Source organism: Caldimonas mangrovi (assembly GCF_023721835.1).
In the GTDB taxonomy this organism is placed as follows: domain Bacteria; phylum Pseudomonadota; class Gammaproteobacteria; order Burkholderiales; family Burkholderiaceae_C; genus Caldimonas; species Caldimonas mangrovi.
This window is the reverse complement of the sequence record NZ_JAMKFE010000004.1, coordinates 262951-280502: the sequence shown is the minus strand read 5'-3', so window position 1 is coordinate 280502 and position 17552 is coordinate 262951. Positions and strand designations below refer to the sequence as shown.

Genomic DNA, 17552 nt, shown 5'->3' with positions numbered 1-17552 from the left:
GGGCGCGTCTCGCGTGCCGGGTTGCAACGGAACGGCCCGTGGGCGGCCGTTTCGGCCTCCGGCCCAGCAGCCGGCGTTCCCGCCCCGCGTTGCAAAGCCGCACGCCGCTAGCCCGCCATTGCACCTGCTTGCAATGCGGGCAACGGCCCGCCCTCATGCTCCTGCGCTTCATGCCCGTCCTGCGGCACGATCACCAGGAGCCTCCTCTCATGTCGATCCGGCATACAGCTTTCGGCGCGGCCTTGTGCGCCGGCCTTTGCGGCGCTTCGCCTGCCGCATCGCTCGAACTCGTCATCGATCGCCCCGGCGGTGCCGCGGCCGGCTTCGACGTGGTGTCCAGTCTCGACGACGAGCGCTTCGCTTTCGGTGCCCTCGTCGCGCCGGCCGGCGCCACCGTGCGCTACACCTTCCTCGGCTCGGAAGCCGGGCGAGCCAACCTGTTCGGCGTGGCCGGCGACGCTTTCACGGCCGCTTCGTCGCCCGGCGACGTACTGGCGCAGACGCTCGACAGCACGGCCCTGCTGCAGTTCGGCTTCGCCAGCGCCGGCGACGACCGCGAATCCGTGGTCGTCAACGGCCGCCTGCGCTCGGAGTTCGCGATCTTCGGCGACGGTGCCGCCCCGGTGCAGACGCGGTATGGCAGCTTCCAGTACGTGCTGGGTTTCGACGACGGCGGCCCGGACGCGGACTACGACGACCTGGTGGTCGGCGTCAGCGCGGTGCCGGAGCCCGGGAGTTATGCGTTGATGGCCGCAGGCCTCGGGCTGTGCGGCCTGGCCGCTCGTCGCCGGCGCCAACGCGGCTGACGCTTCAGCCGCGGGGTGCAGCCGGCCACGCGGCCATCGCGCTGTCGATGACCCGGCGCAGCTTGCTCAACGGTTCGCCGCTCTTCGCCTGCACCGCCAGGCCGCAGAGCACCGAAACGAACAGCCCCGCCAGCTGCGCCGGTGCGGCCTCGACCGGCAGCTCGCCGTCGCGGGCGGCCTGTTCGATGCGCTGGCGCAGCAGGCGTTCGGCCCCCCGCAATGCGTCCTGCAATGCCTGCTGCACACCGGGCGGCGTTGTCGTCCCGCCGGTGTCCGCCAGCCCGTTGACGATGAAGCAGCCGCCGGGCATCGCCGGATCGGCAAACAGCTTGGCCATCGATCTCAGATAAGCCTCGACGGCCGCACGCCCCTCGCCTTCGGCCGACAGCACCCGCACCGGTGGCGCCAGCCGCTCGTCGCGGTAGCGCGCCAAGGCTTTCAGGTAGAGCTGCTCCTTGTCGCCGAACGCGGCATACAGGCTGGGCTTGCTCAAGCCCATCGCCTCGGTCAACTCGCTCAGCGCCGCGCCCTGGAAGCCGTGCTTCCAGAACACCCGCAGCGCGTTCTCCAGCGCTTGGTCCTCGTCGAAGGCTCGCGGCCTTCCGCGCAATCCGCTCATACGCTTTTCGTCACCAGGATCGAGTTGACGAATATTGTACTCATCGGTATATTTAATACCGATCGGTACATATATGCCGACACCCTCTTCACTCTTCGACAGGAACACCCCATGGGACGACTGAATCACAAGACCGCCCTCATCACCGGCGGCACCACCGGCATCGGCCTGGCGACCGCCAGGCTGTTCCAGCAGGAAGGCGCACGCGTCGCGATCACCGGGCAAGACGAAGGCCGGGTTGCGCAGGCGGCGGCCCTGCTCGGGCCCACCGCGCTGGCGTTGCGGGCCGACGTCGCGTCGCGCACTGAGATGGAAGCGGTCGCGCGGCGCCTGCAAGACGAGTTCGGCGGTCTCGACGTGCTGTTCGCCAACGCCGGCATCGCGCAGCCCCGGCCGATCGCCGAGGTCGACGCCGACCACCTCGACCGCCTGATCGACGTGAACTTCAAGGGCGTCGTCCACAGCGTGCAGACGATGCTGCCGCTGCTGCGCAACCCCGCGAGCGTGGTCCTCAATGCCACCACGATGATCGAGCGCGGCATCGCCGGCATGAGCATCTACTCGGCGACCAAGGCCGCCGTGCGCTCGCTGGCCCGCTCGCTGTCGGCGGAACTGGTCCATCGCGGGGTGCGCGTCAACGCGGTGAGCCCGGGGCTGGTCGAAACGCCGATCTACGGCAAGCTGGGCCTGCCGCCGGAAGCCGTCAAGGCCTGGGCCGAGCAGTTGCTGGCCGGCGTGCCAGCCCAGCGCTTCGGCCGCGACGACGAGATCGCGAAGGCGGTGCTGTTCCTGGCGAGCGACGACTCGAGCTACGTGCTGGGCGAGAACCTGCTGGTCGACGGCGGCGTCGCGACGGTGTAGGGCGGCTCGCTCGCCGCGCCCGCCAGCCGGCGCGCCAGGCCACCGAAGCGCCGCCGGTACTGCGCGGGCGTGAGCCCGATCTTGCGCCGGAACAGCCGGCCGAAGAAGCTGGCGTCCTGGTAGCCCACCTCCAGCGCGACAGCCTCGACCGGCGCGTCGCCCGACTCCAGCATCTGCTTGGCCTCTTCGAGCCGCAGCGTGTGGATGTAGTCGAGCGGCGCGAGCCCGGTCGCCTGCACGAAACGACGTTGGAAGGTGCGCTCCGGCAGGCCGCTCATCTGCACCATCGCGGCCACCGGCGCCTCGCTGTCGTAGTGCTGTGCAGCCCATTCCTGGCAGCGCGCGATCACCGGGTCGGCCACCTGGCCGGTACGCGTCATCGCCGCATATGCCAGCGGGCTGGTCGCGTTCCAGTCGAGCAGGTTCAGACGCGCGAGCTGCATGGCTTCTTCGGCACCGATGTAGCGTGCAATCAGGAACAGCGCCAGCGCATGCCAGCTGGTGCCGCTGCCCGCCATCACCAGCCGCTGCCCGGTGCCGGTGGCGACGAGCGCCTTGTCGGGTTGCCAGCGGGTGTCGGGGTGCTCGCGTTGCAGTGCTTCGCAGTAACCCCAGTGCGAGGTGCCCTCCAGCCCCGCGAGCAATCCGGTGCGCGCCAGCAGCACTGCACCCGAGCAGGCCGACGCCAGCATCGCGCCGGCCTCGTGCTGCCGTCGCATCCACGCCGCCTCGACGTCGTAGCGATCGCCGACCGGTTGCCACGGCGGGATGGCGAGGTCGGTGACGACCACCACGTCGGCGTCGATCGGATCGGCGAAGCCTGCGTGCGGATGGATCTCGACGTCGTTGGCGGCCTTCAACGGCCGCCCATCGCGGCTGACGATCAGCGCGCGCACCGGCGGCTCCACTTCGACGCGATGCACCAGCATCTGCCAGTCGCGCCGCGCGCCGACCAGCAGGTCGTACAGGCCGAACAGGGTCGACGCGGTGGTGTCCGGCACGGCGAGCAGCGCGACGGTCAAGGCAGGAGCAGGCAGCTTCAGCATGGCGGAAATGTCCGGTTTCTTGCCGGGATGGCTTTGGTGCTGGCCGGCACCGACGGCCATCATGCCTCTCCCCGGCGCGCCGTTTGCGCGCTTCAACCCAGGAGAGGAAAGATGAAAGACACCACAGGGTACGAACTGTCCGGCTGCAATGCAATGGCGCTGGACCTGATCGAGCGCGGCCTGCACGAGTTCCGCTGCTACTCGCACGACCCGGTCGCGACGGCCGACGCCGCACTGGCTGCAGCGCCGGAGCTGGTGATGGGCCATGTGCTGCGAGGCTGGCTGCACCTGCTGGGCACCGAGCCCGCCGGGTTGCCGGTGGCGCGCGAGGCGCTGGCCGCCGCCCGGACCTTGCCTCACAACGACCGCGAAGCGCGCCATCTGCACGCGATCGAGCAGTTGTGCGACGGCCGTTGGCGCGCCGCCGGCCGCATGCTGGAAGACCTGAGCACCGAGTACCCGCTCGACGCGCTGGCATTGCAGGCCGGCCAGCAGATCGACTTCTTCACCGGCGACTCGCGCATGCTGCGCGACCGCATCGCCCGCGTGTACCCGGCGTGGTCACGCCAGGTTCCCGGCTGGCATGCGGTGCTGGGGATGTACGCGTTCGGCCTGGAGGAAACAGGCGACTACCTGCGTGCCGAGCGTTACGGCCGCGAGGCGGTGGAACTGGAACCGGCCGACGGCTGGGCACAGCATGCCGTGGCGCACGTGATGGAAATGCAGGGCCGGCGCGACGAGGGCGTGCGCTGGATGCGCGGCAACCCCGGCTGGCAGCGCGACAGCTTCCTCGCGGTGCACAACTGGTGGCACCTGGCGCTGTACCACCTGGAGCTGGGTGACCACGCCACCGTGCTGGAGCTGTTCGACGGCCCGATCGACGGTCACCGGCCGACGCTGCTGATGGAGCTGATCGACGGCAGCGCCTTGCTGTGGCGGCTGCAACTGCGCGGCGTCGACGTGGGGGCGCGTTGGCAGTCGCTGGCCGAACGCTGGGCACCCGCCGCCGAAGCCGGCAACTATGCCTTCAACGGCCTGCACGCGGCGATGGCCTTCGCGGCGGCCGGGCGCGACGACCTGCTGCGCTCGGTGCTCGAGGCGCAGGCGGCGGCGGCGCTGCGCGACGACGACAACGCGGCGTTCACACGCGAGGCGGGCGCACCCGCGACGCAGGCCGTCGTCGCCTTCGTCGACGGTCGGTATGCCCAGGCTGTCGATCTGTTGCGTTCCATCCGCAGCCAGGCGCACCGTTTCGGCGGCAGCCATGCGCAGCGCGACCTGCTCGACCAGACACTGGTCGCAGCCGCACACAAGGCCGGGCAGACCGCGCTGGCCCGCGCGCTGCTGACCGAGCGCTCGCTGCTGGCCGAACAGCGCCGCCCGGCGCACTGAGCCCTCGGGCAGCCCGCCTCAGCGGGCCACGCGTGCCACGCTGGCGCCGACGGCATGATCGATGAGCGTGCGCCAGGAGCCGTCGGCCTGGCGCCGTGCCACCTCCACCGAGCTGCCGTCCGCCAGCACCGCGCCGCGCTCGTCGTGGATGCTCCAGTCGCCGCGCAGCAGCGCGATCTCGCCGCGGACGATGCACCAGTTGGTCTTCGATACCATGCGGCCGGGAATCTGCAGCAGCGCGCGCAGCGACGCCTCGATCGCGTCGAGTCCGACGTCGGTCTGTCGCGTCTGTGCATTCAGGTGGGCGGCCTGCGGCTCGTACAGTTGCAGCAGGCCGCGCAAGTCTCGCCCGTTGTACAGGCGTGCGAAGGTCGCATTGAAATCTTTCGGGTCCATGATGCGGGTCATCGGTCGGGTTCCTGGGGCGAGAAGCACCACATTCCAGCGCCGCACACCGCAGGTATCCAAACGGAAAGGAATGGCGATGGCCCGTGCAGCCGCTTTCGAACACCCCCCGGGCGCCGATGCGCCGGCAGCCCGCCGCCCCGAAGACTGCAGCGTCGAGCACTGGCTGGCATTTCTGGGCCACCGCTGGAATGCGCTGCTGCTGTGGCATTTGGGCGACGGGCCCAAGCGTCATGGCGAGCTGAAAGGCCGCCTGCCCGGCGTGACGCCCAAGGTGTTGACCGCACGGTTGCAGGAATTGCGCGGCGCCGGGCTGGTGGTGCGCGAGGACATCGCAGGCTTTCCGGCCGGCGTGGTCTACCGCCTCACCGACGCGGGCCGCAGCCTGCTGTCCATCCTCGACCAGATCGACCTGTGGGCCCGCACCGCGCCGTGCTCGGCTGCATCAGCCATGCCCCGGAGCCTGTTCGGTGCCACCGGCAGCCATTGACATCGCCAGGCGCTCCCCCGCCACCCCGCTGAGCTGGGCGGTGGCCGCGGCCTGGGCCGGCTTCTGGCTGCTGATGGTGGCGGCGGAGGTGCAGAACCACCCGCAGGGTGGCTGGCAGGCGATCTGGCGGGCACTGGCGCAGGAAGGCAGCTCGGCGCTGGTGGCCACCCTGGTGCTGCTGGCGCAATGGCGGGCTGCCGGCCGCATGGACCGCTGGCTGCACCGTCCGGCACGCTGGTTCGGTGCCGTGCTGGCGCTCACCGCCCCCCTGGCGCTGGTCTTCGTGCCGCTGGTGCACGCGCTGCGCCTCGGGCTGTATGCAGCGGCCGGCACGGGCTATCCGCACGAGCCGCTGTCGGCAGTCTTTTTCCGCGAAACCGTGCGCTTCGCGATCTTCTATCTGCTGTTCTGCGGGGTGCAGTTCGGCGCGCGCTCCTACCTGGCGTGGACACGCGCCCGGCTGCAGGCCGAGCGCGAGCAGGCGCTCGCCCGCGAAGCCCAGCTGCTGCAACTGACGCAGCAGCTGCAGCCGCACTTCCTGTTCAATGCGCTGAACACCGTCTCGTCGCTGATCCACACCGACCCGGACCGCGCCGACCTGCTGCTCACGCGCCTGGCCTCGCTGCTGCGCGCCGCCACCGACCTGGCCCAACGCCCGCAGCATGCGCTCGGCGACGAGCTGCAGCTGCTGACGGCCTATGCCGACATCATGTGCGAGCGCTTCGGCGACCGCGTCTCGATCGACTGGGATGTCGACGACACGGCACGGGCCTGCGCGGTGCCGACACTGTCGTTGCAGCCCTTGCTGGAGAACTGCTTCCGGCACGTCGTCGAGCAGCGGCTCGAACCGACCCGCCTCGTAGTGCGTGCCCGGGCACTGCCCGGCCGGCTGCAACTCAGCGTGCACGACGATGGCGGCCGCCTGGCTCAGCCGGTCGTCTTCGGCGTCGGCCTCGGCAACTTGCAGCGCAGGCTCGACGCGCTGCATGGTCAGGCCGCCTCGCTGCGCCTGTCGCCGGCCGACGGTGGCGGCGTGATCGTGACGGTGGAGTTGCCGTGCGCGTGCTGATCGTCGACGACGAAGCGCCGGCGCGCGCGAAGCTGCGCCGCATGCTGGCCGCCTGGCCGGCGATCGAGGTGGCCGGCGAAGCGACCGACGGGCTGCAGGCGCTGCAGATGGTCGCGGCACTGGCCCCTGACGCGATCTTTCTCGACGTGCAAATGCCGGCCTGCACCGGCCTGGACGTGGCTGCCTCGCTGCCGCACCCGGCGCCGCCCGTCGTGTTTGTCACCGCCTACGATCGCTACGCGCTGCAGGCCTTCGACGCGGCTGCGGTGGACTACCTGCTGAAGCCGGTGGAGCCCGAGCGGCTGGCCCGCGCCGTGCAGCGCCTGCAGTCGCGCGGCTCGCAGGCACCTCCGCCCGGGCCCGCGCAGCGGCTGCTCATCGCCGATCGCGGCAGCCTGCATGTGGTGCCGTGCGAGCAGATCGAATGGCTGGAAGCGGCCGACAACTATGTCGCCGTGCACGCGGGCGGGCGGGAACTGCTGCTGCGGCGTCCGTTGGCCGCGCTGCTGGCCGACGTGCCGGCCCACTTCCTGCGCGTGCACCGCGGCGCGGCCGTCAACCTGCATCGGGTGGTGCGCGTGCTGCCACGCGGCAAAGGCGACGCCACCGTGGTGCTGGCCAGTGGCGCCGAAGTGCCGTGCAGCCGTGCCTGGCGGGCCGCGCTGGTCGATGCGCTGGGCGGCGCATAGACCATTCGCCCCGGCCGTGACCCGCTTCGTCCCACGTCTGTCGCCGCACCGGGCCGGCCTGCCTAGGCTGGAGGCATGAACACCTCCGCCCCCACGCCTGCGCGCCTGTTCTTCCTCGACTGGCTGCGCATCGCCGCCTTCGGGCTGCTGGTCGCCTACCACGTGGGCATGTACTACGTGCGCTGGGACTGGCATGTCAAGAGCCCGCATGCCGGCCCCTGGCTCGAGCCTTGGATGCTGCTCAGCTCGCCATGGCGGCTGGCGCTGCTGTTCCTGATCTCGGGCGCCGCCACCTCGCTGATGCTCGTGCGCGGCCCTGCGCCCGGCTGGCTCGGCACCCGCTCGAAGCGGCTGCTGCTGCCGCTGCTGTGCGGGATGCTGCTGGTGGTGCCGCCGCAGCCGTACTTCGAGGTCGTCCACAAGTTCGGCTACGCCGGCAGCTATCTCGACTTCCTCGGGCTGTACTTTCGTGGCCACGACGGGTTCTGCGGCAACGACGGCGAGTGCCTGATCCTGCCCACCTGGAACCACCTCTGGTTCGTCGCCTACCTGTGGGTCTACACGCTGGCGCTGTGGGTTGTCGTCAAGCGCTTTCCGCACGCGCTCGACGCCGCGGCTGCGCGTGCGGCGCGGCTGCTGCACGGGCCGGCGCTGCTGTGGGCACCGATCGCGCTGCTCGCGCTGTGGCGCGTGACACTGGCGCCGCTGTTCCCGTCGACGCATGCACTGGTCGACGACTGGTTCAACCATGCGACCTATTTCGGCATGTTCCTGCTCGGCGCCGCGTTTGCCCGCTGGCCCGACGTGTGGGAGCGGCTCGCCGCGCTGCGTCGGCCGGCCCTGGCGATTGCGCTGCTGGCCTGGGCATTGCTGGCGCTGCGCTACACCGGGTGGCTCGCAGAGCCGATGCCGCCGTGGCTGTGGCAGGCACGCGGCGCGATCTTCGCCGTGGCGCAGTGGTGTGCGATGGTCGCGCTGCTGGGCCATGCCCGCCGGCACTGGGACCGCGACCACGCGTGGCGTCGCTACCTGACGGACGCGGTGTTCCCGGTCTATGTGTTGCACCAGACGCTGATCATCGTCTTCACGCAGGTGCTCGCACCGCGGCAGTGGGCGCCGGCCGTCGAGGGGCCGGTGCTGGTGGCGCTGACGCTCGCGTGCAGCTTCGCGGGGTACGAAGCCGTGCGACGGTTGGCGTGGCTGCGGCCCTGGTTCGGCCTCGCACGGGCGCCACGCCAGCCGCGGGGCGACGCCGCCCTGACCGCCTGACCGTGGCTGGCAGGGAACATGTGGGCCCGGTCCCGACTCTGTCGAAGACCGGCCTGCGGCCGCCCCCCGGACTTTGCCCATGCTGCGCACCCTGAAAGACCTGTTCGACGCCCTCAAGCCCGCCCCACCCGCTGAAACGCCTGCCGAGCAGGAGCACGCGCTGCAGCTCGCCACTGCGGTGCTGCTGGTCGAGGTGATGCGCTCCGACCCCGAGCTGTCCGCCACCGAGCGCGAGGCCGTCATGGCGGCCCTGCGCCGCAAGTTCTCGCTGGCCGACGACGAGATCGACCGCCTGGTCGAACTGGCCGAGCGCGCCGCCCGCGACGCCTACGACTACCACGCCTTCACGTCGCGCATCAATGCCGGCTACTCGATGGAACAGAAGATCCGCATCATCGAGTACATGTGGCAAGTCGCCTATGCCGACGGCCACCTGAGCGCGCACGAGAACCACGTGATGCGCAAGATCTCGGACCTGCTCTACATCCCCCACGGCGCCTACGTCAGCGCCAAGATGCGGGCGCAGCAGGCCGGCGGCAGCGCTACCTGACCGGCTGCGCGCGGCGCCAGGCCTCGACCGCCTGCAGCGTGCTGCGCACATGCGCCTCGGGGTCGGAGCCCGCATGCACGTGCACGATCTTGCCGGCCGGGCTGATGACATAGGAAATGCGGTCGGCCATGTCGGGCCGCGACGCGATGGCTGCGTCGTATTGCTTCGTGATGCGCGCGCCCCGGTCGGCCGCGACCGCGAACCTGTCGCGGCAGGCTTCGACCGAAAAGCGCTGCAGGGTCGCGATGTCGTCGTTCGACATGCCGACCACGCGGGCGCCGAGCGCCGTGAAGCGTGGCGTGGCCTCGGCAAAGGCGTGGGCCTCGATCGTGCAGCCGCTGGTGAAGGCCTTGGGATAGAAATACAGCACCACCGGCCCGTCGCGCAACGCATCGGCCAGCGAAAAGCTGAAGGTCTTGCCGCCCAACGCCGCTTCGGTCGTGAAATGCGGCGCCGGCGCGCCCACGGGCAGCGCGGCTCGCGCCAAGCCGGTCAGACCGAGGGCCAGTGCAAGGCAGGCGAGTGTCTTCATCGTTCGGGCTCCTGTGGAGCGCTGACTCTACCGTTTCAGGGCCCGCCGGGCCCGGACACCCGCAACGGCATGTCAGGGACGATGCGCTGCCGGCTGACGTTGCGCGCCCTGCGGCGCAGCGGTTTTTGCGTGGTCGAAGCGCACCCGCTCGACCTTGAAGCCGCGGGCCGCCAGCAGCGCCGGCAGCCCGTGGTCGCCGGTCATGTGCAGCGCACCGACCGCCGCGAACACCTCGCCATCGCGGTGCAGTTCGGCGATGCGATCGGCCATGCCGGGGTTGCGGTCCGTCTGCACACGCTGCATCAAGGCGCGCTCTTCGTCGGTCTGGACGCAATCGCACCATTGTTCGTAAGCAGCCAGGTCGTCGAGGTCGCCGCGCTCCCAGGCAGCTGCCAGGCGTCGCATCATCGGGCGGGCCTTGCCCTGTTCCAGCTGTTCCAGCCCCTGTTCGAGCAGCCGCTGCACGGCGGCCGGATCGTCGGGGATCAGTGCGTCGAGCTGTGTCTTCGGCGTTTCGAGCGAGACGATCGGCCGCTGCATGCGCTGGGCAAAACCGGCCAGCATGACCTCCTGTGCCCAGGCGGTGTGCAGTTCGTCCCAGCGTGCATCGAGCAGCGTGTAGGTCAACCCCTGCATCACCGGGTGCAGCTTGGCGAGCTGTTCCAGTGGCACGCAGGCGCGCTCGCCCTGCGCGGCCAGCCGCTGCCGCAAGGCGTCGGGCAGCGGCACAGCGCCGGCCGACAGCTGTTGCAACTGCTGCACGACGGTGGGGTCGGTGATGTCGAGTTCCAGTGCGATGCTGCGGCTGCCGGTCAGCGCCGATCTGACCGTCGGCCCGACGAACAGCCACTCGAAGCGGCCCACATGGATGGTGCCGTAGAGCCACGACGTGCGCCCGTCGCGCTCGATGCGCCACAGGAAGCCGCGGTCGCGAGCGCCCGCCGCGGCGCGTTGCACGGCTTCGGCGCCGGGCTGTACCGGATTGGGCGGGCAGTTGCGTTCGCCGGTGTCGGCCGCGGACGCGGCGTGCATTGCCAGCACCAGCCCACCGGCCGCCCACACGCGGCGCCACTTGCGGATCGTCATGTTGTTCCTCCCTGGTCGAAGGAGGAAAGTATCCCCGAACGTCAGGCCGGGTTCAGACGCGCTGCCACAACGGGATGCGCACCGTGAACTCGCTGCCGCGTCCGGCTCCCTCGCTGCGCACCTCGACCGTCCCATGGTGCAGCGACACCAGCTCCTTGACGATCGGCAGTCCCAGGCCGAGGCCGGTCCCTGCGCTGTCGGCGGTGCGTACTTCCTGGGTGAAGAGATCGAAGACCATCGGCAGCATCTCCGGCACGATGCCGGCCCCGTCGTCCTTGACACGGATCACCGCCTCGCGGTCGTCGACGTTGGCGATCACCCAGATGTGGCCCGCTTCGCCGGTGTACTTGATCGCGTTGGCGACCAGGTTGACGATCACCTGGACCAACCGCTGGGGGTCGGCTTCCATCGTCACGGCCTCTGGCGGCACGAGCAGGTCGAGCGACTGCCGCTTGCGCTGTGCCTCGGGACGCTGGCTCTCGACTGCCTGGCGCACCAGCCCCTGCAGCTCCACCGACTGCAGGCGCAGCCGCAGCTTGTGGTGCTCCAACCGCGCCACGTCCACCAGGTCGTCGACCAGCCGCTTCAGCTGCGCCACCTGGTTCTCGATCATGCGCACGTGGGGCGGCGCCTCGCCGGTGCCCGCCTGCAACCGCAGCAGTTGCGCGACGTTGAGCAGCGGGGCCAGCGGGTTGCGCAACTCATGCGCCAGCGTGGCCAGAAAAACCTGCATCGAATCGCGCTCGCGGGCCAGCGCGGCGACGCGGTTTTCCAGCGTCTGCACGGTCGCCCGAGAGTCGGTGCGGTCGCGCAGCGCCTTCACGAAGCCGACGTGCTGCCCGGCTTCGTCCCACAGCGCACGCATCGTGCCGCTGGCCCAGATGCGGGTGCCGTCGCGGCGCAGGTGCCAGCGGTCGTCCTCGGCATGGCCGATGTGCAGCGCCACGTCCATTTCCAGGCGGTCGAGCCCGCGCGCAAGATCTTCCGGGGTGAAGATCACCGACGCACTGGTGCCGGCGAGCTCCTGCCCGGTGTAGCCCAGCACGGCTTCGACCCCGGCGAGCGTGCGCAATACCGTGCCGTCGCGGTCGAGGATCAGCACGGCACGCTCACGGTCCTGCTGCAACCACAGCTCGACCAGCCGCCCGGCGGCGGCCTGCGCACCGGGGGCCCGGCTCTCGTCGTCCACGCGGTCTCCGGCGAGCGCTTGCGTCGCTGGCTTCAGTGCTTCGCGGTGGTGTTCGGCCGCGCCGAGCGCTGCAGGAACTGTTGCGTCACCAGCGGCAGCTGCTGCTCCAGCCAGTCGGCCATCTCCTCTTCCTGCGCCAGGTGGCTTTCACAGACGCGCCGTGTCTCCTGGTCCCCCACCGCGTCGGCCGCCGCGATCAGCGAGCGGTACGAGGCGATTTCCATGTGCTCGAAGGTGTAGGTCGCCATCGCGGCCTTGACGATCTCATCGGACACGAAGATGCCGCTCAGGCCCTGTGCCATCGCAGTGGCCTTCGCGGCCAGGTCCTTCAGCGCCGACGGGTCGCCGCCACGCCTTTCGATGCACACTCGCAGCATGTCGGCCTGCCGCCGCGAGGCCTGCGCATGGCCCTCGAGCCGCGTCTTCATCTCGGGGTAGTTGTCGATGCGCGATGCGGTGGTGCTGAACATGCGCTCGGCCTGCTCCTCCATCGCGTGCGCGTCGCGCAGCCAGTCCATCAGGTTGTCGTCAACTGTCGCCATGTTCGGCTCCTTCGGTGCAAGGGTTGCAATCCGTTCCGGCGACGCCGGCACGCATGTGTCCGGGCGTGGTCGGGACGCCTCGACCTCAGTCGCGGCAACCGGCATGCCCGTCAGCACGGCGGCAGCGAAATGCCTATAGTGGTCGTCGATCACGGCCGCGACGGAGACCCGCATGACCCGCCTCCAGGAACTTCTGAACATCGACCACCCCATCATCCAGGCGCCGATGGCCGGCGTGCAGGGCAGCGCGCTGGCCGTCGCGGTGTCGAATGCCGGTGGACTCGGCTCGCTGCCCTGTGCGATGCTCGCACCCGAGGCGATGCAGAAGGAGCTGGCAGCCATCCGGGCACAGACCGAGCGGCCGTACAACGTCAACTTCTTCTGCCACACGCCGCCGGCGCCCGACGAGCGGCGCGAGGCGGGTTGGCGTGACGCGCTGTCGCCCTACTACCGCGAGCTCGGTATCGACCCGGCCGGCATTCCTGCCGGACCGGGGCGGCGGCCCTTCAGCGCCGAAGCGGCCGAGCTGCTGGAGACCTACCGGCCGCCGGTGGTCAGTTTCCACTTCGGCCTGCCGAGCGACGAACTGCTGGCACGCGTGCGCCGCTGGGGCGCCAAGGTGCTCGCATCGGCCACCACGGTCGACGAAGGCCGCTGGCTGGCACAGCGCGGTGTCGACGTGGTGATCGCCCAGGGCGTCGAAGCCGGCGGGCACCGCGGCATGTTCCTGAGCGACGACTTGACGACGCAGGTCGGCACGCTCGCGCTGGTGCGCCAGCTCGTCAAGGCACTCGACTGCCCGGTCGTCGCCGCCGGCGGCATTGCCGATGCGCAAGGCGTGGCAGCCGCGTTGGCGCTCGGTGCGGCCGGCGTGCAGGTCGGCACCGCCTACCTGCTGTGCCCCGAAGCGACCACCAGCGCCGTGCACCGCCGCGCGCTGAAGAGCGAAGCGGCGCGGCACACGGCGCTGACCAACCTCTTCACCGGCCGTCCGGCTCGCGGCATCGTGAACCGGCTGATGCGCGAACTCCAGCCGATGTGCCCGGCGGCGCCGGCCTTTCCGCTGGCCACCAGCGCGATCGCCCCGCTGCGCGCCAAGGCCGAGGCAGCCGACAGCGGTGACTTCTCTCCGCTGTGGTCGGGCCAGGACGCGAGCGGCTGCCGCGAGATCGGCGCTTCGTTGCTGACTCGCGAGCTGGCGCGCGGCTGCGGCTGAACGCGGCGCGCTGTTCAGGCTTGCGACGGGCGCGCCGGCTGCGGCCGCATCGCCTTTTCATCGAGCAGGCGCCGCAAGGCCTGCTCGACCTGACGGTCGATGGGCTGGGTTTCGGGAGACGACGCCGGCACCACCGAGATGCCACCGCTCGACTCCAGCACCGCGAACCTGATCTGGTCCATGCGCTCGATGCCATGCGCCAGGCGCGCACTCTGCAGGATGTCGTCTTCCGTCACCTGCGACATCTTCAGGCTGCCCTGCAAGGCCTTGCCGTTCTCGACCAGCACCAGCGGCGAGCCTTCGACGATCTTCTCGATCTTCTTGGAGCCGCTCTTGATGACCGACAAGCCCAGGTCCAGCAGCACCAGTGTCAGGATCACCGTCATGCCGGTGACCAGCGAATAGTCTTCGCCGAGCAAGGCATTCTGCGTGGCTTCACTGACGATGAGCAGCAGGATGAAGTCGAACGTCGACACCTCGCTGAGCGTGCGCTTGCCGATCAGGCGGAACAGCACCAGCAGGAACAGGTAGATCGTCAGGGTGCGAAGTACGGTGTCCATGGCGACTCCATCAGGGGTAGACGAACTGGCTGAACGGTTGGTGCGCCCGCTGGTCCACTGCCACCCAGCCTTCGATGGTGCCGATCGCCTGCGGATTCAACTCGATGTGCACGACGGTCCAGTGCCCCGGCCGGCCGGCGAACTCGAGCGTGGTCGCCTCTGTACCGGACAGCACCGCCTCGGGTTCGGGGAACACGCGCTCCAGTTCCACGGCGTCGAGGTAACGCGCATCGATGTGCAGCCTGACGCGTTCCGACGAGGCGAGCAGTTTCAGCTCCAGCCTGTCCGGCGCCAGGCGGCGCAGGAAGCGGTGGTACTCCATCGTGACTCCCGCGTCGCCCGAGCCGGCCTGTGCGCGAGCGATCGGTCCCTGCCCGAGCAGGCCGGCGACGATGGCGAGCAGCAGGAGTGTCATCAAGGGCCAGACGATCCGCTGGATGCGCCATTCGATCTTCTGCTGCCTGAGGTCGTCGTTCAGATGAAGGCGGGGACTGCTGGCTCGGGGCATGGTGTTGCAGGGTGATGACCAGTGCCTGCTCGGAGGCAAGCGGCGTGCCGTTCGCTGGCGCCAAGATTCCACGGCCGACCGGTCTGCCGGCGAACCCGGACCTTTGCGACTTAGAATGCTGCAGTGCAACACCCCTGTGTCCCACCGTGCCGCCATGCCTGCTTCCGTGGGTGCGGCCTGCCGCGCGGGTTCTTCCGCGCCGTCGCTCCGCCTTGACGTCGCGCGCCACCGCTTCGCGTTGAAGCGCGATACCGGGCCCTGCGCCCGCTTCAGCGCGCCGGCCGCGTCCTCGTCCCCTGCCCTTCCTCCACCCATGCGGTGCGCACCCGCCACGCGCCGCTACAGCTTGCGCACCAGATGCACACATCGTCCTTCCGCCAAGACTGGCTGTCCAACATTCGCGGCGACCTGCTCGCGGGCCTCGTCGTCGCACTGGCCCTGATCCCCGAAGCCATCGCCTTTTCCATCATCGCCGGCGTCGACCCCAAGGTCGGCTTGTACGCGTCGTTCAGCATCGCGGTCGTCATCGCCTTCACGGGCGGGCGGCCCGGCATGATTTCGGCCGCCACCGGCGCCATGGCGCTGGTGATGGTCACGCTCGTCAAGGAGCACGGCCTGCAGTACCTGCTGGCCGCCACCTTGCTGACCGGCGTGCTGCAGATCGCTGCCGGCGTGCTCAAGCTCGGCTCGCTGATGCGCTTCGTCTCGCGCTCCGTGATCACCGGTTTCGTCAATGCGCTGGCCATCCTGATCTTCCTCGCGCAGCTGCCCGAGCTGACCGACGTCAGCTGGGTCGTCTACGCGATGACGGCGGCCGGCCTGGCGATCATCTACGGCTTTCCACGCTTGACGAAGGCGGTGCCGTCGCCGCTGGTGACCATCGTCGTGCTCACTGCCGTGGCGATTGCACTCGACCTCGACATCCGCCGCGTCGGCGACATGGGCGAGCTGCCCGACAGCCTGCCCGTGTTCCTGCTGCCCGACGTGCCGCTCGACCTGCACACGCTGCAGGTCATCCTGCCCTACTCGGTCACGCTGGCGGTCGTCGGCCTGCTCGAATCGATGATGACCGCCTCGATCGTCGACGAGCTGACCGACACGCAGAGCGCCAAGAATCGAGAATGCGTCGGCCAGGGCGTGGCCAACATCGCCACCGGCTTCATCGGCGGCATGGCGGGCTGCGCGATGATCGGCCAGTCGGTCATCAACGTGAAGTCGGGGGGCCGCGGCCGCCTGTCGACTTTCGTGGCCGGGCTGTTTTTGCTGATCCTCATCGTCTTCCTGGGCCCCTGGGTGGCACAGATCCCGATGGCCGCGCTGGTCGCCGTGATGATCATGGTCAGCATCGGGACCTTCAACTGGGAGTCGGTGCGCAAGCTGCGCGAACACCCGCCCAGCTCGTCGATCGTGATGATCGCCACGGTGGTGGTCACCGTCTCGACGCACGACCTTGCCAAGGGCGTGTTCGTCGGCGTGCTGCTGTCGGGCATCTTCTTCGCGCACAAGGTCGGCCGCGTGTTGCGCGTCGACCGCAGCAGCAGCGCCGACGGCCGCGTGCGCACCTACGGCATCGTCGGCCAGGTGTTCTTCGCATCGTCCGAAGCCTTCGCCGGCGCCTTCGATTTCAAGGAAGTGGTCGAGAAGGTCGTCATCGACGTGAGCCGCGCCCACTTCTGGGACATCACCGCGGTGAGCGCGCTCGACAAGGTGGTGCTGAAGTTCAAGCGCGAGGGCGCAGAGGTCGAGGTGATCGGGCTGAACGAGGCGAGTGCGACGCTGGTCGACCGCTTCGCGGTTCATGACAAGCCCGGCGCCGTCGAACAGCTGATGCATTGAGGAGGCCCGCATGAACACTGTCTACGCCTGCATCGACGGGCTCGCCAACACCGACGCCGTGATCGACTGGAGCGCCTGGGCGGCGCGGCGGCTCGCCGCGCCGCTGGAATTCCTGCATGTGCTCGAGCGCCACCCCGAGCGCGCCGAAACCCGCGACCTGAGCGGCGCGATCGGACTGGGTGCGCAGGAATCGCTGCTGCGCGAACTCAGCGACCAGGATGAGCGACGCAGCAAGCTGGCCCGGGAGGCCGGCCGGCGCTTGCTGGCCGCGGCGCGCGAGCGTGCAGCCGCCGCGGGCGCCGTGGAACTGGACGCGCGGCTGCGCCATGGCGAATTCGTCGACACCGTGCTCGAAATGCAGCCGCAAGCCCGGCTCTTCGTGCTCGGCGAGCACCATCGCGCCGACGCGCCGTCCAGGGTGCATCTCGATCGCCACGTCGAGAAGGTGATCCGGTCGGTGGCGCGCCCCGTGCTCGTCGCCACCACCGAGGGCTTCGATGCGCCCCGGCGTGCGGTGTTTGCCTTCGACGGCAGCCCTGCCGCGCGGCGCAGCGTCGAGCAGGCGGCACGCGACCCGCTGCTGCACGGCCTGCCCTTGCTCGTCGTCAGGGTCGGCGAGGACAGCACGCTGGCACGCCGCCAGCTCGAGGAAGCCCGCCTCGCGCTGCAGGGGGCGGGTCTCGTCGTCGAGACCGAGCTGGCACCCGGCGCGCCGGAGACGGTGTTGCCGGCGCTCGTCCGGGCCCAGGCGCCGGCACTGCTGGTGATCGGCGCCTACCGCCATTCGCGCTTGCGCCAGCTGTTGCTCGGCAGCACCACCAGCACGCTGCTGCGGGTGAGCGACGTGCCGGTGCTCGTGCTGCGCTGACCGCCCGCGCTTCGTGTCG

At 69.9% G+C, this 17552-nt stretch carries 20 protein-coding genes; 11 read left to right on the top strand and 9 right to left on the bottom strand.

Annotated elements, in window-relative coordinates; translation table 11 throughout:
* Positions 1 to 209 precede the first annotated feature (209 nt).
* A complete protein-coding gene (locus M8A51_RS08775) occupies positions 210 to 806 on the top strand; it encodes a PEP-CTERM sorting domain-containing protein (protein ID WP_251777827.1) in 597 nt (198 codons plus the stop codon).
* A 4-nt stretch (positions 807 to 810) separates the two neighbouring features.
* Here the strand turns inward: M8A51_RS08775 and M8A51_RS08770 are convergent, their stop codons facing one another.
* Positions 811 to 1425, bottom strand: a complete 615-nt coding sequence (locus M8A51_RS08770) for a TetR/AcrR family transcriptional regulator (protein WP_251777826.1) — start codon at positions 1423 to 1425, stop codon at positions 811 to 813.
* A 111-nt stretch (positions 1426 to 1536) separates the two neighbouring features.
* Here M8A51_RS08770 and M8A51_RS08765 point away from each other — a divergent pair, with 111 nt between their 5' ends.
* Positions 1537 to 2286, top strand: coding sequence for an SDR family oxidoreductase (locus tag M8A51_RS08765; protein ID WP_251777825.1), 750 nt, complete (start codon positions 1537 to 1539; stop codon positions 2284 to 2286).
* On the opposite strand, the gene M8A51_RS08760 is transcribed toward M8A51_RS08765, so the two are convergent.
* Positions 2235 to 3392: a GlxA family transcriptional regulator gene (locus M8A51_RS08760; RefSeq protein WP_251777824.1), complete on the bottom strand. Its 1158-nt coding sequence runs from the start codon at positions 3390 to 3392 to the stop codon at positions 2235 to 2237. The two genes, M8A51_RS08765 and M8A51_RS08760, sit on opposite strands and share 52 nt — an antisense overlap.
* Positions 3393 to 3443: 51 nt before the next feature.
* Between M8A51_RS08760 and M8A51_RS08755 the strand changes: the two genes are divergently transcribed.
* Positions 3444 to 4724: a tetratricopeptide repeat protein gene (locus M8A51_RS08755; protein WP_251777823.1), complete on the top strand. Its 1281-nt coding sequence runs from the start codon at positions 3444 to 3446 to the stop codon at positions 4722 to 4724.
* Between the two features lie 18 nt (positions 4725 to 4742).
* On the opposite strand, the gene M8A51_RS08750 is transcribed toward M8A51_RS08755, so the two are convergent.
* Positions 4743 to 5132, bottom strand: coding sequence for a YybH family protein (locus tag M8A51_RS08750; protein ID WP_251777822.1), 390 nt, complete (start codon positions 5130 to 5132; stop codon positions 4743 to 4745).
* A gap of 76 nt (positions 5133 to 5208) precedes the next feature.
* On the opposite strand from M8A51_RS08750, the gene M8A51_RS08745 reads away from it, so the two are divergent.
* The 5 genes from M8A51_RS08745 to M8A51_RS08725 all read left to right on the top strand — a co-directional run bounded on the left by M8A51_RS08745 (position 5209) and on the right by M8A51_RS08725 (position 9196).
* On the top strand, positions 5209 to 5619 hold the full coding sequence (locus M8A51_RS08745; protein WP_251777821.1) for a winged helix-turn-helix transcriptional regulator: 411 nt from the start codon (positions 5209 to 5211) through the stop codon (positions 5617 to 5619).
* Positions 5600 to 6688, top strand: a complete 1089-nt coding sequence (locus tag M8A51_RS08740; protein ID WP_251777820.1) for a sensor histidine kinase — start codon at positions 5600 to 5602, stop codon at positions 6686 to 6688. The genes M8A51_RS08745 and M8A51_RS08740 overlap by 20 nt, the downstream gene beginning before the upstream one ends.
* On the top strand, positions 6676 to 7377 hold the full coding sequence (locus M8A51_RS08735) for a LytR/AlgR family response regulator transcription factor (RefSeq protein WP_251777819.1): 702 nt from the start codon (positions 6676 to 6678) through the stop codon (positions 7375 to 7377). The genes M8A51_RS08740 and M8A51_RS08735 overlap by 13 nt, the downstream gene beginning before the upstream one ends.
* Positions 7378 to 7452: 75 nt before the next feature.
* Complete coding sequence (locus M8A51_RS08730) at positions 7453 to 8646, top strand: acyltransferase family protein (protein WP_251777818.1); 1194 nt, start codon at positions 7453 to 7455, stop codon at positions 8644 to 8646.
* A gap of 79 nt (positions 8647 to 8725) precedes the next feature.
* The gene (locus M8A51_RS08725; RefSeq protein ID WP_251777817.1) at positions 8726 to 9196 is read left to right on the top strand and encodes a tellurite resistance TerB family protein; all 471 of its coding nucleotides are present in this window, start codon (positions 8726 to 8728) and stop codon (positions 9194 to 9196) included.
* On the opposite strand, the gene M8A51_RS08720 is transcribed toward M8A51_RS08725, so the two are convergent.
* From M8A51_RS08720 to M8A51_RS08705, 4 genes are all read right to left on the bottom strand, one after another.
* A complete protein-coding gene (locus M8A51_RS08720; protein WP_251777816.1) occupies positions 9189 to 9728 on the bottom strand; it encodes a peroxiredoxin in 540 nt (179 codons plus the stop codon). The genes M8A51_RS08725 and M8A51_RS08720 overlap by 8 nt on opposite strands.
* Positions 9729 to 9800: 72 nt before the next feature.
* A complete protein-coding gene (locus tag M8A51_RS08715; protein WP_251777815.1) occupies positions 9801 to 10814 on the bottom strand; it encodes a TraB/GumN family protein in 1014 nt (337 codons plus the stop codon).
* 52 nt (positions 10815 to 10866) lie between these two features.
* Positions 10867 to 12003, bottom strand: a complete 1137-nt coding sequence (locus M8A51_RS08710; protein WP_251777814.1) for a PAS domain-containing sensor histidine kinase — start codon at positions 12001 to 12003, stop codon at positions 10867 to 10869.
* A gap of 32 nt (positions 12004 to 12035) precedes the next feature.
* Positions 12036 to 12545: a ferritin-like domain-containing protein gene (locus tag M8A51_RS08705; protein ID WP_251777813.1), complete on the bottom strand. Its 510-nt coding sequence runs from the start codon at positions 12543 to 12545 to the stop codon at positions 12036 to 12038.
* 172 nt (positions 12546 to 12717) lie between these two features.
* Between M8A51_RS08705 and M8A51_RS08700 the strand changes: the two genes are divergently transcribed.
* Entirely contained in the window at positions 12718 to 13761 is a 1044-nt protein-coding gene (locus M8A51_RS08700; RefSeq protein WP_251777812.1) for an NAD(P)H-dependent flavin oxidoreductase, read from the top strand.
* 14 nt (positions 13762 to 13775) lie between these two features.
* On the opposite strand, the gene M8A51_RS08695 is transcribed toward M8A51_RS08700, so the two are convergent.
* Both M8A51_RS08695 and M8A51_RS08690 read right to left on the bottom strand, forming a co-directional pair.
* Complete coding sequence (locus tag M8A51_RS08695) at positions 13776 to 14321, bottom strand: DUF421 domain-containing protein (protein ID WP_251777811.1); 546 nt, start codon at positions 14319 to 14321, stop codon at positions 13776 to 13778.
* 10 nt (positions 14322 to 14331) lie between these two features.
* Positions 14332 to 14829, bottom strand: a complete 498-nt coding sequence (locus M8A51_RS08690; protein WP_251777810.1) for a hypothetical protein — start codon at positions 14827 to 14829, stop codon at positions 14332 to 14334.
* Between the two features lie 357 nt (positions 14830 to 15186).
* On the opposite strand from M8A51_RS08690, the gene M8A51_RS08685 reads away from it, so the two are divergent.
* Together M8A51_RS08685 and M8A51_RS08680 are read left to right on the top strand one after the other, a co-directional pair.
* On the top strand, positions 15187 to 16665 hold the full coding sequence (locus tag M8A51_RS08685; protein WP_251777809.1) for a SulP family inorganic anion transporter: 1479 nt from the start codon (positions 15187 to 15189) through the stop codon (positions 16663 to 16665).
* Positions 16666 to 16675: 10 nt separating this feature from the next.
* On the top strand, positions 16676 to 17533 hold the full coding sequence (locus M8A51_RS08680) for a universal stress protein (RefSeq protein ID WP_251777808.1): 858 nt from the start codon (positions 16676 to 16678) through the stop codon (positions 17531 to 17533).
* Positions 17534 to 17552: the final 19 nt, after the last annotated feature.

Bases quoted from the DNA above. Each gene is read 5' to 3' on its own strand.
- M8A51_RS08775 (WP_251777827.1), top strand. From the start codon at position 210: ATGTCGATCCGGCATACAGCTTTCGGCGCGGCCTTGTGCGCCGGCCTT.
- M8A51_RS08770 (WP_251777826.1), bottom strand. From the start codon at position 1,425: ATGAGCGGATTGCGCGGAAGGCCGCGAGCCTTCGACGAGGACCAAGCG.
- M8A51_RS08765 (WP_251777825.1), top strand. From the start codon at position 1,537: ATGGGACGACTGAATCACAAGACCGCCCTCATCACCGGCGGCACCACC.
- M8A51_RS08760 (WP_251777824.1), bottom strand. From the start codon at position 3,392: ATGGCCGTCGGTGCCGGCCAGCACCAAAGCCATCCCGGCAAGAAACCG.
- M8A51_RS08755 (WP_251777823.1), top strand. From the start codon at position 3,444: ATGAAAGACACCACAGGGTACGAACTGTCCGGCTGCAATGCAATGGCG.
- M8A51_RS08750 (WP_251777822.1), bottom strand. From the start codon at position 5,132: ATGACCCGCATCATGGACCCGAAAGATTTCAATGCGACCTTCGCACGC.
- M8A51_RS08745 (WP_251777821.1), top strand. From the start codon at position 5,209: ATGGCCCGTGCAGCCGCTTTCGAACACCCCCCGGGCGCCGATGCGCCG.
- M8A51_RS08730 (WP_251777818.1), top strand. From the start codon at position 7,453: ATGAACACCTCCGCCCCCACGCCTGCGCGCCTGTTCTTCCTCGACTGG.
- M8A51_RS08725 (WP_251777817.1), top strand. From the start codon at position 8,726: ATGCTGCGCACCCTGAAAGACCTGTTCGACGCCCTCAAGCCCGCCCCA.
- M8A51_RS08720 (WP_251777816.1), bottom strand. From the start codon at position 9,728: ATGAAGACACTCGCCTGCCTTGCACTGGCCCTCGGTCTGACCGGCTTG.
- M8A51_RS08715 (WP_251777815.1), bottom strand. From the start codon at position 10,814: ATGACGATCCGCAAGTGGCGCCGCGTGTGGGCGGCCGGTGGGCTGGTG.
- M8A51_RS08705 (WP_251777813.1), bottom strand. From the start codon at position 12,545: ATGGCGACAGTTGACGACAACCTGATGGACTGGCTGCGCGACGCGCAC.
- M8A51_RS08700 (WP_251777812.1), top strand. From the start codon at position 12,718: ATGACCCGCCTCCAGGAACTTCTGAACATCGACCACCCCATCATCCAG.
- M8A51_RS08695 (WP_251777811.1), bottom strand. From the start codon at position 14,321: ATGGACACCGTACTTCGCACCCTGACGATCTACCTGTTCCTGCTGGTG.
- M8A51_RS08690 (WP_251777810.1), bottom strand. From the start codon at position 14,829: ATGCCCCGAGCCAGCAGTCCCCGCCTTCATCTGAACGACGACCTCAGG.
- M8A51_RS08685 (WP_251777809.1), top strand. From the start codon at position 15,187: ATGCACACATCGTCCTTCCGCCAAGACTGGCTGTCCAACATTCGCGGC.
- M8A51_RS08680 (WP_251777808.1), top strand. From the start codon at position 16,676: ATGAACACTGTCTACGCCTGCATCGACGGGCTCGCCAACACCGACGCC.